Raw genomic sequence first — 12959 nt, forward strand, 5'->3', positions numbered from 1 at the left:
GCACACCGTCATGGCCAAATTCGAAGCCGGCAGCGCCCGCTCCTGGGCGATGGAGAGACTCCGGGGCGTCAGTGGCTGCGTCATGCCCTCGTTCACCCCGGACCAGACAGCCCTGAACGAGGAGGCGATCCGACACGACATCCGACGCGAACGCGAGCTGGGATTCACCGGTTTCCTGATCGTCGGCGAATGCGGCACCACGGCAGAGGAGTTCGAGCGCTTCGTCGAGATCGCCGTGGACGAGGCCGGGGACGACATGGTGACCATCGTGCAAGCCGCGGCGGGCACCCTCGCACAGAACGTGGCACTGACCGCGCTGGCCGCCGGCAAGGGCGTCGACCTGGTCATGCCCTCCTACCCGATCGGCTTCTACCCGCAGGACCCCGCCGAGATCGTGGCGTACACCCGCGCGGTCGCCCAGGCGAGCGGCATGGGCGTGATCGTCTTCGCGATGAACCTGTGGAACTTCACCCGGCTCCACCCCAGCGGTTTCGCACCCGCTTGGCTGGAGGAAATCGTCGACACGATCCCCAACGTGGTGGCCATCAAGAACGAGATCGGCGACCCCGGCGTCGCCGGCCTCGCCGAGGTCTTCCGGCGCTTCAGCGACCGGGTACTGGTGTCCGACCCGCTGGAGATGAACGCCCCGGCCTGGGCGAGCACCTTCGGCATGCCGTGGATGGGAACGTCCAACTACGAGTACTTCGGCGATGTCGTGCCCCGCATCCACGCGCTGGCGCAGGACAAGGGCACAGCGGACGAGGCTATGGCACTGTACTGGTCGGTGCACCCGGCACGGGCCGCCTCCAGCAGCCTGATGAAGGAGTCCAACGCCGGCACCTCCTTTGTGCACCGGTTGCTGTGGAAGTACCAGGGCTGGCTGCAGGGATTCAACGGCGGTCCGGTGCGCAGCCCGCACAGCCGGCTGCACGACCGGCAGATGCAGCACCTGCGCTCCGCCGCGCTCGCCTCGGGCATGGCGGTCACCGACGACGCCGACGCCCTCTTCTTCACCGGGCGGGTGGCGACATGACCCTCGGTCCCGCCGATCCGCACCCCCTGCACGTCGATTCCGCGGCCATCACACAGCACATCACCTGGGACATCGCGCGCACAGCCGCACGGGAGGCGGCCCTGACCCGAGCGAGGGGGCAGGCGACCACCCAGCGGCTCACCCTGCCCTACGCGGGCGGCTGGATGCGCCTGATGGCAGCGGAGGTCTCCGCCCTGGGGATCTTCGGCTACAAGGAGTTCCATCTCGCCTCGGACAACTCGGTCCGCTACTGCGTGCATGTCTTCGACACCGCGAGCGGCCGCCCCCTGGGCATGGTCGACGCGGCCAAGGTCACCACCCTGCGCACGGCGGCGACCGCCGCCGTCGCGATCGGGCATCTCATGGACACCGACGCACCGACCAGGCTCGCCGTCGTCGGGTCCGGCGCCGAAGCCCTGGCCGGCGTGGCGGCCCTGCACGGGGTGCTCACCCTCGACGACGTCCGGGTCACCAGCCGGAGAGAGACCAACCGCGCCGCGTTCGTCGGCCAGGTCGCGCGGCGCACCGGCCTCACCGCGACCGGGCACGCCGAGCCGGCCACGGCGCTCGACGGCGCCGACCTTGTCTATGCGGCCACCAATTCCGGCGGCCAGGTGGTGCTGCGCGGCGCGGACGTCACGCACATCCCGGTGATCGCTTCGATCGGCTCGACGCTGCCCAACCAGCGGGAGCTCGGCGGCGAGATCCTCGCCGGCGCAGCCCGAGTCTTGGTGGACACCCCCGACGTTCTCCATGAGTCCGGGGACGCTCTGGACGCCCGCGACGCGGGCCTGACCCCCGAGCGGGTCGAGTTGCTCGGCACGGCGCTACAGCAGGAACGAGGAGAGGTCGAAGCGATGACTGTGTACAAGTCGATCGGATCCCCGGAGCAGGATCTCGTGCTCGCTGCGACGATCCTGGACGCCGCAGCCACCTGCGGTTTCGGCCGCCGGATCGCCCCGCTGTCCGCGCCGAAGGTGAACCTGTGATGCCCGCGCGGACCGCAGGAGCCAAGCGGCTGGGCGCCGCCCTGGTGCCCGTCGACGCCTACATCGACGGCACCTGGGTCCGCGGCCAGGGCGGCCTGCGTGAGGTGGTGAACCCGGCCGACGGCAGTGTGCTCGCCGAGGTGTCGCTGTCGACCGTCGACCAGTGCCTGGCCGCGGTCGCCGCCGCGTCCCGGGCGCAGCAGTCCTGGGCCGCGACCTCGCCACGGCAGCGGGCGCAGATCCTGCAGCGTGCCTTTGAACTGATGACCCGTGACGAGGAGGAACTCGCCCGGATCATCACTTTGGAGAACGGCAAGGTGAGCGGTGACGCGCGCGCGGAGGTCGCGTACGCGGCCGAGTTCTTCCGCTGGTTCGCCGAGGAATCCGTCCGAGTACCGGGTGACCTGCGCCGCTCCCCTGCCGGACACAACTGGATCATGGTATCGCACGAGCCGGTCGGAGTGGCCCTGCTCGTCACGCCCTGGAACTTCCCGGCCGCGATGGCCACCCGCAAGATCGCCCCGGCGCTCGCGGCAGGCTGCAGCGTCGTGCTCAAACCTGCGATGGAGACACCGCTGGCCGCGCTGTTCATCGCCAGACTGCTGGAAGAGGCAGGCGTGCCGGCCGGGGTCGTCAACGTGGTGCTGCCGACGCCGCCGGGGCCGGCGGTGAACGCCATGCTCGCCGACGCCCGGGTGCGGGCCCTGTCGTTCACCGGCTCCACCGAGATCGGCCGGGTGCTGCTGCGTCAGTCGGCGGGCAACATCGCCAAGAACTCGATGGAGCTCGGCGGAAACGCGCCGTTCATCGTGTGCGACGACGCCGACCTGGATGACGCGGTCGACGGATTCATGCTGGCCAAGCTGCGCAACGGCGGCGCCGCGTGCACCGCGGCCAACCGGATCTTCGTGCAGCGCGGGATCCACCAGGAGTTCCTGGCACGGATCACCAAGCGCATGGCAGGCCTGAGGATGGGCCCCGGCATCGACCCGCTCAGCGAGATCGGCGCCATGGTCTCGCAGGCGGAACGGGACCGGGTCGCAGCACTGGTGGGCCGAGCGGTGCGCGACGGCGCCAGGCTTGTGCTCGGCGGCTCCGTCCCCGAGCGCAGCGGCTTCTTCTTCCCGCCCACCGTCCTGGACGAGGTCTCGCCCACCAGCGAGATCATGCAGACCGAGATCTTCGGCCCGGTGGCCCCAATCGCCGCCTTCGACCAGGAGGACGAGGCCATCGCCTGGGCGAACGCCACCGACGCCGGGCTTGTGTCCTATGTGTACACCCGGGACCTGGAGCGCGGCCTGTCGGTGAGCAGGCAGCTGGCCTGCGGCATGGTCGGGCTCAACCGCGGGCTGGTTTCCGATCCGGCCGCACCCTTCGGCGGGAGCAAGCACAGCGGTCTGGGACGCGAGGGCTCCCACGACGGAATGCTCGAGTTCATGGAGACCAAGTACGTCGCCACCCCCTACGTCTGAGGAGGCACCGATGACGATCACTCACGTCCGCAGTGTCGGACTCGGCGTACCGGACCTGGCCCGGGCCAGGGAGTTCTATGCGCGCTGCTGGGCGCTGGAGGAGGTCGAGCAGGACACCGATCGGCTGTACCTGGGCGCAGGCTGCCCGGACAGTCATGTGCTGCGGCTGCGCCGAGCCGACGCTCCGCAGGTCGACGTGGTGAGCCTGGCTGTCGCAACCCCGGCCCAGGCGGACGCCTACGCAGAACGGGTCGCCGCTCATCCCCAGTCGAAGATGGTCTCCGAACCGGGAGTGCGTCAGGATCTGGGCGGCGGCTACGGCTTCCGGTTCTTCGACTGCGACGGACGCGTCGTCGAGATCGCCGCACAGGTCGCGCTGCGTCCGTTCCGCGAGGTGGAGGCCGGTGAGCGGCGCCCGCGCGGGATCAGCCACGTCGTTTTCAACACCCAGGACCTGACCCGGACCCGGCTGTTCTACGAGCAGGCGCTGGGATTCAAGGTGTCCGACTGGGTCGAGGACTTCTTCTGCTTCATGCGCGCCGGCCGCACGCACCACCTGCTCGCGTTCGCCAGGTCCGCCCGCACCTCGCTCAACCACGTCTCGTTCGAGGTGCGCGGTCTGGACGAGTTCATGCGGGCGACCGGGTCGATGATGCGCCTTGGGCACGCACCGCTGTGGGGCCCGGGGCGGCACGGCGCGGGAGACAACACGTTCTCCTACTTCCAGGACCCGGGCACCGGTTTCGTCATGGAGTACACCACCGCCCTGCAGACGATCGACGACGAGCACGGCTGGATTCCCAAGGTCTACACCACCAGTCCCGAGGACACCGACCAGTGGGGAACGTCCAATCCGTTCGACGAGGTGATCCTCGGCGAGATGCACCGGCCCACCGACCCGGGCCTGTGGAGCGCCTGCCCGGTCTAGGCCACAAGGACAGCACAGGAGAGGCGGTGTATGGCTCATGGGTTCCACAGCACGCAAGCGCGGAGTACTGGTGACGGGGGGATGCTCGGGGATCGGCCGCGCGGTGGTGGAGGCCCACTGCGCCGCCGGGGACCAGGTGGTGGTGCTCGACCGGGACCCACCCATGAGCGCGCTGCCGCCCGGCGCGGAGCTCGTCCTGGGCGATGTCACCTCCGCCGGGGACAACGCCGCCGCCGTGCGCGCGCTGCTCGCCACCGCGGGCCGCATCGACCACTTCGTCGGCAACGCCGGCATCCACGACGGCGGTTTCTCCCTCGCCGACACCCCGCCCCAGGATCTGGGACGCATCATGCGGCGGGTGCTCGACGTCGACGTCGTGGGCTACGCGCTCGGTGCACGGGCCTGCCTGGACCAGCTGATGGAGACCAGCGGCTGCATGACCTTCACCCTTTCCGACGCCTCCTTCATGATCGCCGGCAACGGCGCCGGACTCGCCTACGCGACGGCCAAGCATGCGGCACTCGGGCTGGTGCGGCACCTCGCCGCTGAGTTGGCCCCACGGGTGCGGGTCAATGCGGTCGCCCCCGGCGGTGTCCTCACCGCACTGAGGGCCAGCACGGCCGACGGCAGCGAACAGGCGCTGTTCAACCACCCCGACGCGCTCGTGACCGCGGTGCGGGACCTCAATCCGTTGCGCATCGTGCTGTCTGCCGAGCAGCTCGCCCCGCTGTATCTGTTCCTCGCCTCGCCCGAGGCCGCCGGAATGACCGGCGAGGTCCTACGCCCGGACGGCGGACTGTCGCTACGCGCAGGCGCACGATGACCCCCATTCCCCCGCCCCGCACTCCAGTAGCGAGGAGGGACCGGATGACCACCATCGACGGCCCCACCCAGATACCCCGCACGTACTACCGCGAAGAGCATGTGCTCGAAGAGGAGCTGTACCGCGTCTTCGGGGCGAACTGGGCCTTCGTCGGCCATGAGTCCGAGGTGCCGGCGCCCGGTGACTATGTGACCCGGCGCCTGGGCGGCGACCCGGTGATCCTCTCCCGCACCGAGGACAACGGGGTCCAGGTGATGCTGAACTCCTGCACGCATCGGGGCACCCAGGTGTGCAAGGCCTCGTACGGCAACACCACGACCTTCCGCTGCGGCTACCACGGCTGGGTCGTCGGCAACGACGGCACGCTCAAGGGGGTGCCGGGGCGCCGCGCCCTGTACGGTCCCGACTTCGACCTGTCCAAACGCGGACTGCGTCGCGCGCGCGTCGAGACGCTGCACGGCTTCGTCTTCGCGACCTGCCACGACGGCCCCTCGCTGCAGGAGTACCTGGGCGACTTCCGGTCGCCGGAGCGCAGACGCCCTACACCTACGAACTCGGCGTCGGGGTGAGCACGCGGTACACGCCGCCCTGGCAGGGGCCGGGCCGGATCGTGCCCCAGGACTTCACCATCGCTCGCTCTCCTTAGCGAAGAAGACCGCCGCTTTTGGCAGCACCTCGATCGTCTCCGCCTGCTCGGCGGCCAGCCTCCGCAGCCGGCGCAGCTCTTCGCGCTCGGCCGTCGTCAGTTCTCCCGGCGTCCCCTGCCCACGGTCGATCGTGTCCTGCTTGACATGTCTGACCGGCGGGGCGCAGCTGGCGGACCTGGTGCCCGGCGTCACCCTGTACGGGCACGACGTCGGCTGGTGGCTTCAGCGGCAGCGCCAGCCCATCGTGTGGAAGGGCCTGATGCCGCAGCAGCGCGAGCGCCTCGCTCAGCTGGGCACCGGCCGGGTCACCTATACCGCCGTGTCGCGGCTATTGCTCTGACCGGGAAGGTTTGCCGGATTGTTGACTTCCTCCCCGGGCTGAAGCTCGGGGATTCCCCTATGAGGGGGTTCGGCCGGTCGCCCGGCTTACGGGTTCCTGCTTCACGGACCGGCTGGTGCCGAGGTCTCCACAGGCTGAGACCGCATGTCCTGCGGCCTTGATGTTCTTCGCGGCGTTCACGTCGGCATGGTCACGGTGTCCGCAGCCTGCGGCTTTGCACCGGAAGACCGCTTGGCTCTCGCGGTTTCCCTCCGTGACGAAGCCGCAGGCGGAGCACCGCTGCGACGTGTACGCGGGGTTGACTTTCACCACGCGCGTGCCCGTGTACCGGGCGGCGTTGGTCAGGGCGAGTTCGAGGCGGTGCCACCCCTTGTCCAGGATGGCCCGGTTGAGCCCGGCCTTCTGGCGGACGTTGTGGCCGGGCGCGGCCACGGTGCCACACGCGCCGGCGGACATGTTCTTGATCCGCAGGTCTTCGAGGACCACCAGGGCGTTCCTCGCGACGATCCGGGCGGCCCTCTGCGCGCAGAAGTCCCCACGCCGGTCCGACACCCGGGACATGATGCGGCCCATGGCCGTGATCGTCTTGTGCCGGTTCGCGCTGCCGCGCTTGGACCGGGCGAGGCGCTGTTGCAGACGCCGGTACCGGACGCTCTCGCCGGCCGTGATGAACGGCCGACCGTAAAAGTCGCCGTCCGAGGTGACGACGGCGTTGTTCACCCCCCGGTCGATACCCACGGCGGTACCGGGCATGGCGTGCTGCTCGGGAGTGGCGGCCTGGTCGTCCACGAGGAACGACACAAACCACCGGCCTCCCCTGCGGGACACGGTCGCGGAACGGACCTCACCACCGAGGGGGCGGGACCAGCGGAAGCGGACCCAGCCCAGCTTCGGCAGCCTGACCCGGCCCCACTTGCGCCCCAGCCGCTCCACGCTGATCTGCTGGGCGTCGGGGAACCTAAACGACGGCGACCAACGTGCCTTCGACCGCCACCGCACCTTGAACGTGCCGTGAACCCGGCAGGCCCGGTCCAGATCCTTGAGCGTCTGCTGCAACGCGTGCGACGGCGCCGCCTTCAACCACGAGTGCTCACGCTTGGCATCGGCCAACTCGGCACACTGCGGCACGTAATTCATCCACGCCCCGCGCCGCCGGTATTCCCGACGCTGCTCCAGGGCCGTGTTCCACACCGACCGGCAGATAGAGCCGAACTCCTCACATCTCCTCTTGCTCTGGCGAGAGATCGAGCAGGTAGCGGCGACCGGACAGCATGAGAACACCCCCCTTCGACCGGTGCGATCAACATAGCGCGCGCCACTGACAACGCAGCGAACTCCGCCGCTGCGCGGCTCCGCGCCAAGGATGAGCTAACCCCGCCCTGAAGGAACGGGGCTTGCGCTCAAGAGATCCGGTCACCGGACCCCGACCGTGATGCCAAGCTCGACCGCATCGAGCATGTTCTTGACCGCTTCCCGGACCGCGTTTTCGCGTTTGACGAGTTCGTTTGCTCGACAGGCTTAATGTCGTCGTTGGACAGCCGTGCACTGGCACGGAGCCGGACGTCAGTGCCGGATCTCTCCGCACTTGCGTCAGCGCGAAACATCATGGTCCCTTCAAGGCGTTGAACCCGCAACGGGTCGTCGACATCAATAGAGGTCGGGCCTACCTCCCGACCCCGTTTCGTGAGCGGGCCGGGATGCCTCGCGGGTGATGATCGCGAGTGCGCAGGCAAGGACCAGGCCTGGTGCCGATCACGTGTCGCCGGAACCGAGGTGATCAGGAAGCCAACATCAGGTTGCACGATACGGAAGACTTCTTCCGTATTACAAAATAACCTCGATCTTTCATGAGGGTCCGTCAGCTTGCTGACGGACCCCGAGCGTTGGTGGGGGTTTGCGAAGTCCGGGCAGGCTGACGGCCCGCAGCATCGGGTCGGCGCATCCTGGTCGCGTCGGGACCGGGTCGGGGCCCCGGCGCGGCGGCGGAGCCGACGCGCGGACGTGGCGAGCGCGCCCCGATCCCCGGCTGCGGCCCCGCCGCCCATCCCGCCCGTCCGGCCGGTCAGGACGGGCCTCAGGCGACCGGTCGCCAATTGGCGATGGTGATGGCGGCGACGTTCATCGTGGCTTTCGCCCCGCCCGACGCCCTTCGAAGCGCTGTTCCAGCCCTGCGATGACGACCTCCGACCCGGCGCCGTAGGAGTCGAGGTGGTGCAGCTGGGCGAGCCGATCGTGCCGGTGCGGAGCGGCCCGCTCGGCCAAGGCGGCGGTCGGCCGGTTCCGGACGGCGATGACGAGGAACCCGGACGCGTAGGCGTCGATCACGCTCAGCGCGGTCAGGGCGTCCTCTTCGGCCAGCCCCGCCGTGACGAGCAGGTCGACCAGCCGCTCCATGTGTGGGGCGACCGGCCACTGGTCGGCGTCGGACAGGGCCAGCAGCTCGAACGAGCGGGGGAACGAGGCGGCCAGGTCCGCGTAGATGCTCAGCATCCGGCGCGTCGCGTCCTGCCAGGATTCCCCTTCGCTCGGGCGCAGGTCCATGCGGTCGATGAGCTGGCCGACCACGACGCCGCGCAGGTCGTCGGCATCGGTCAGGTGGGAGTAGAGGCTCATCACCCCGCAGGAGAGCTCACTCGCGACTCGGCGCATGGTCAGGGAGTCAAGTCCGTCGCGCTCGATCACGCGCAACGCCGCGGCGCCGATGCTCTGTCGGGAAAGCGATCCGCGCGGTCGCCGTTGGGCCTCTTGACTGGTGGTCACCCCGTCAGGATACTCCGTACACCATACCGTACTAAGTACGGTTCCATGTCCCTCAGGAACCGCACATGGCTGTGCCGATCACGGACGACCGCCCCGTTCCCGACGCCCCCGTCGGGCGGCTCGCCGGCGGGAAGCTCCGCACCTTCGACATCGTGTTCTTCGTCGTCGGCGCCGCCGCGCCGCTGACCGTGGTCGCCGGCGCCGCGCCCCTGGCGTTCCGGCTGGGCGGCATCGGCGCACCCGCGGCCTACCTGCTCGCCGGCGTCGTCTACATCGTGTTGGCGGCCGGATTCACCGCCATGTCCGAGCACATGGCGAACGCCGGAGCGTTCTACGCCTACATCTCCCGCGGCCTGGCCAAGCCCGTCGGCGTCGGGGGAGCGCTGGTCGCGCTGCTGTCGTACTGCGCGATCTGCACCGGGTTCTACGGGGCGTTCGGCTACTTCGCGCAGAACACCCTGGCCGACCTCACCGATGTGACAGTTCCCTGGCCGCTGTGGGCGCTGGCCGCGGTGGCCGTCGTCGGGTGCCTCGGCTACCGCCAGATCGACGTGGGCGCCCGGGTGCTCGGAGTGTTCATGGTGGCCGAGGTCCTCATCCTGATCGTCGTGGCAGTGGCCGTGCTGGTTACCGGAGGCCCGGAGGGCATGTCAGCCCGCTCCTTCCAGCCCGGCCAGGTGTTCGGCGCCGGCGCCGGCGGGATGTTCGTGCTCGTACTCGGCGCGTTCATCGGCTTCGAGGGCACCGCGATCTACTCGGAGGAGGCGCGGGAGCCGAAGCGGACGATCCCTCGCGCGACCTACCTGGCCGTCGCCTTCCTGGCCCTGTTCTACACGTTCGCCACCTGGGCCGCGACCGTCGGTTTCGGAGCCGACGGCGTCGTGCGCCTTGCCCAGTCCGACGACTTCGGGAACATGTACTTCGACCTCGCCGACAAGTTCGTCGGACACGCGGCGAAAGCCGTGATGGAAGTGCTCATCGTCACGAGCATCTTCGCGGCGCTCATCGCGTTCCACAACGCCAGCACCCGCTACCTGTTCGCCCTGGGCCGGGAACGGCTCCTGCCCCGCCGACTCGCCAGCACCCACACGAAGCACAGCTCGCCGCACGTGGCCAGCCTCGTGATGACCGCGGTCTCGGTGGTCGTCGTGGTGTTCGCGGCGCTCGTCCATGCCGACCCCTACATGCAACTGCTGCTGTGGACGAACGGCGTCGGGATCATCGGGATCGTCGCCCTCCAGGTGCTGTGCGCGCTCGCGGTCATCCGATTCTTCTGGAAGGACGACCGCGGGCACCACTTCGCGCGGGTCAAGGCCGCTCCGGCGCTCGCCGCCGTCGGCCTCACCGTCGGCCTGTACCTGATGCTCACCAATTTCGAGCTGCTCACCGGCCGCACCGGCTGGATCAACGGCGCGCTGCTCAGCCCGGTGGTGCTGCTCGGCCTCGGCGGGGCCGCGTACGCGCTGCGCCTCCGGGCCCGTCGGCCCGACCTCTACGCCGAACTCGCCAGCACGGATGCGACAGAGAACACCAAGGAGAGTTCATGACAGATTTGCACTACCTCAGCGCGCACGAGCTGCTGGAGGCCTACCGGACCAGGGCGCTGTCGCCCGTCGATGTCCTCGACGCGGTCGAGGCCCGGGCGGACGCCGTCGAGCCGGCCGTCAACGCCCTGAGCGACCGGCTCCAGGAGCGGGCCCGCGCCGCCGCGGTCGAGGCCGAGGCCCGTTACGCCGGCCGGGGCGGCGGCGAGCCGCGTCCGCTGGAGGGGATCCCCGTCGCGGCCAAGGAGGAACAGCCCATCGCCGGGCTCCCGCTCCGCCTCGGATCCCTGCTCACGGACGACACTCCCTCGCCGATCACCCACCCCGTGGTGGAGCGCGTCCTCGCGGCCGGCGGCGTGGTCCACGCCCGGGCGACGACACCCGAGTACTCGTGTGCGGCGTTCACCCAGTCCGCGCTGTGGGGAGTCACGCGGAACCCGTGGAACCTCGGCTACGGACCAGGCGGTTCGTCCGGCGGCTCCGGCGCCGCGCTCGCAGCGGGCACCACGATCCTGGCCACCGGATCCGACATCGGCGGCTCCATCCGGCTGCCCGCCTCGCTGTGCGGAGTGGTGGGGTTCAAGCCCCCTTACGCCCGGGTCCCGGGTGTGCCCCCGTTCAACCTGGACACCTACTGCCACGACGGACCGATGGCCCGCACCGTCGCCGACACCGCGCTGCTGCAGAACCTGATCGCCGGCGCGCACCCGGTGGATCCCGTGTCACTCCCGACGACCCGGCCGGTGGTTCCGGACGCGGCGAAGGCCCACGGCTTGAAGGTCGCCTTCGCAGCCACCATCGGCGATTTCCCCATCGACCCGGACGTCGCCGCGAACACCCGCGCCCTGGCCGAGTCCCTGAAGGACGCCGGGATCAAGGTCGAGGAAGTCGCGATACCCATCACCCAGGAGACCGTGTTCACCGCGGCCCTGATCCACTACGGCGCCATCTTCGGGCCGATGATCACCGAGCTCGGCGACGACGACCGGCTGAGCCGCTACGCCCGCCACTTCGCCGACCGCGCGGGACAAGCACTCGCCGCCCACGGCTTCTTCCGGGGCCTGTGCCTGGAGACCGATGTCCAGCAGGCTCTGGCCGACGTGTTCGCGCACTACGACGCCATCATCTGCCCAACCCTCGGCAGCACCGGCTTCCTCGCCGACGACGACTACGTCGACCACGGCGTCACCGTCGACGGAACCCACCTCGACTTCTACCTCGGCGCCGCCCTCACGCCGGTCTTCAACGTCGCAAGCCGCCACCCTGTCCTGAACATCCCCACCGGCCGCGCCGCCAACGGCGTCCCCACCGGCGCGCAGATCGTCGCCCGCGCCTACGACGACGCCACTGCCTTCCACATCGGCGCCGCCGCGGAAGAGATCCACCGCTGGTGGGCCGATCCCGCCTGGCGTCCGGATCTGGCCGGGGCGACGAGCAGGTGACTGGGAAGGGCGGGTGCCGGCCAGGACGGCGGGACCCGCCCTCGCAGCCGGGCCCACGGCTGGCAAGTCCACTCCCTCGCCGAGGAACTGGGCATTTGTGAGCACGGCTCGGTCGGCGTCAGCGAAGCGATCAAGGATGGTGTGGCGCTGGTCGGGGGTGTGAGTTCCGTTGATCGATTGCACACTCAAGTCCCGGGCCCAGGAAGCGTTGGGCTTCGGGGAGGGTGCGCAGGGTGTGGGGGAACTGGCGGGCCGGCATGCGCGCCTACCTGGAATGGGCCGACCTCGGCGAAGGGCAACGCAAGCGCGAATTCCATGCGTACGTACGCAATGTCGCTGAAGCCGCTACGTCATCCGCCGCATCCTGCGCATCGCCGAGGACCGCGCCAAGGAACACGGCTCGGCTTGGAGCCCCTGACTCATCAGGCCCAGCTCCAGGTCTACGGAACCGACGGGGACATCACCGTCGGCCGGCTGGCGGCGCGCCTCGACATCGCCGCCGCCTTCGCCTCACGCCTCGTGCGGCGTCTCGACGAGATGGGTCTCGTCACCCGTACCCCGTCCGAGACCGACAGGCGCGTCACCATCGTGACCGCGACCAAGGACGGCGCCGAGAAGCTCTCGGCCATCGATGACGACATGCACCGCCACGCCGCCCTACTCCACCACGAACTCAGCGCCGACGAACGGCACATGGCCCTCTCGGTCTTCGCCTTCTACGTGGGCCTCGACCCCCCGGGCCCGGTCGCCCGAGCCATCCGCGCCGGGGCCGGTCACTGAGACGCCCGAGGCGGAGGAACTGCGGCCGATCGAGCAACTCCGTTCCACATGAGGCGAGTTCACGACGAGGCAGCACTTCACCAGCTCACCTGCCACGAAACCTCGCTACTTTGTCGGTACACGTGATCATTCGCGTGCCGGAGGCTTCGGGTTGGCGATGCCGTCACCTGGCGTGCAGGCGGACTCAGAAACATCCGCTCC

General features: G+C 69.6%; 12 protein-coding genes and 1 pseudogene. 11 read left to right on the forward strand and 2 right to left on the reverse strand.

Annotation, left to right across the window (positions count from 1 at the left end; translation table 11 throughout):
* Positions 1–10 precede the first annotated feature (10 nt).
* The 7 genes from ACIQFZ_RS34970 (at position 11) to ACIQFZ_RS35000 (ending at position 6232) form a co-directional block, all read left to right on the forward strand.
* Entirely contained in the window at positions 11–1033 is a 1023-nt protein-coding gene (locus ACIQFZ_RS34970) for a dihydrodipicolinate synthase family protein (protein WP_402693111.1), read from the forward strand.
* Positions 1030–2022, forward strand: a complete 993-nt coding sequence (locus tag ACIQFZ_RS34975) for a hypothetical protein (protein WP_402693112.1) — start codon at positions 1030–1032, stop codon at positions 2020–2022. The genes ACIQFZ_RS34970 and ACIQFZ_RS34975 overlap by 4 nt, the downstream gene beginning before the upstream one ends.
* Positions 2022–3494 carry an NAD-dependent succinate-semialdehyde dehydrogenase gene (locus tag ACIQFZ_RS34980; RefSeq protein ID WP_402693113.1) on the forward strand — a complete coding sequence of 491 codons (1473 nt, stop codon included), beginning with the start codon at positions 2022–2024 and terminating at the stop codon, positions 3492–3494. The genes ACIQFZ_RS34975 and ACIQFZ_RS34980 overlap by 1 nt, the downstream gene beginning before the upstream one ends.
* A gap of 10 nt (positions 3495–3504) precedes the next feature.
* On the forward strand, positions 3505–4422 hold the full coding sequence (locus ACIQFZ_RS34985) for a VOC family protein (protein ID WP_376546852.1): 918 nt from the start codon (positions 3505–3507) through the stop codon (positions 4420–4422).
* A 37-nt stretch (positions 4423–4459) separates the two neighbouring features.
* Positions 4460–5245: an SDR family oxidoreductase gene (locus ACIQFZ_RS34990; RefSeq protein ID WP_402693114.1), complete on the forward strand. Its 786-nt coding sequence runs from the start codon at positions 4460–4462 to the stop codon at positions 5243–5245.
* Positions 5246–5289: 44 nt separating this feature from the next.
* Positions 5290–5814: an aromatic ring-hydroxylating dioxygenase subunit alpha gene (locus ACIQFZ_RS34995; protein ID WP_402693115.1), complete on the forward strand. Its 525-nt coding sequence runs from the start codon at positions 5290–5292 to the stop codon at positions 5812–5814.
* Between the two features lie 217 nt (positions 5815–6031).
* Entirely contained in the window at positions 6032–6232 is a 201-nt protein-coding gene (locus ACIQFZ_RS35000; protein WP_402693116.1) for a helicase associated domain-containing protein, read from the forward strand.
* A gap of 57 nt (positions 6233–6289) precedes the next feature.
* Here the strand turns inward: ACIQFZ_RS35000 and ACIQFZ_RS35005 are convergent, their stop codons facing one another.
* On the reverse strand, positions 6290–7513 hold the full coding sequence (locus ACIQFZ_RS35005) for an RNA-guided endonuclease InsQ/TnpB family protein (protein ID WP_402693117.1): 1224 nt from the start codon (positions 7511–7513) through the stop codon (positions 6290–6292).
* Positions 7514–7645: 132 nt separating this feature from the next.
* Between ACIQFZ_RS35005 and ACIQFZ_RS35010 the strand changes: the two are divergent.
* Positions 7646–7735, forward strand: a pseudogene (locus ACIQFZ_RS35010) (IS630 family transposase); the annotation flags it as partial.
* Positions 7736–8350: 615 nt separating this feature from the next.
* Here the strand turns inward: ACIQFZ_RS35010 and ACIQFZ_RS35015 are convergent.
* Entirely contained in the window at positions 8351–8992 is a 642-nt protein-coding gene (locus tag ACIQFZ_RS35015) for a TetR/AcrR family transcriptional regulator C-terminal domain-containing protein (RefSeq protein ID WP_402693118.1), read from the reverse strand.
* 65 nt (positions 8993–9057) lie between these two features.
* On the opposite strand from ACIQFZ_RS35015, the gene ACIQFZ_RS35020 reads away from it, so the two are divergent.
* From ACIQFZ_RS35020 to ACIQFZ_RS35030, 3 genes are all read left to right on the forward strand, one after another.
* A complete protein-coding gene (locus ACIQFZ_RS35020) occupies positions 9058–10539 on the forward strand; it encodes an APC family permease (protein WP_402693119.1) in 1482 nt (493 codons plus the stop codon).
* A complete protein-coding gene (locus ACIQFZ_RS35025) occupies positions 10536–11978 on the forward strand; it encodes an amidase (protein ID WP_402693120.1) in 1443 nt (480 codons plus the stop codon). The genes ACIQFZ_RS35020 and ACIQFZ_RS35025 overlap by 4 nt, the downstream gene beginning before the upstream one ends.
* A gap of 405 nt (positions 11979–12383) precedes the next feature.
* The gene (locus tag ACIQFZ_RS35030; protein ID WP_402693121.1) at positions 12384–12758 is read left to right on the forward strand and encodes a MarR family winged helix-turn-helix transcriptional regulator; all 375 of its coding nucleotides are present in this window, start codon (positions 12384–12386) and stop codon (positions 12756–12758) included.
* The last annotated feature ends 201 nt before the right edge of the window (positions 12759–12959 follow it).

Origin of the sequence: Streptomyces sp. NPDC093064 (genome assembly GCF_044754605.1) — a bacterium.
Lineage (GTDB): Bacteria > Actinomycetota > Actinomycetes > Streptomycetales > Streptomycetaceae > Streptomyces.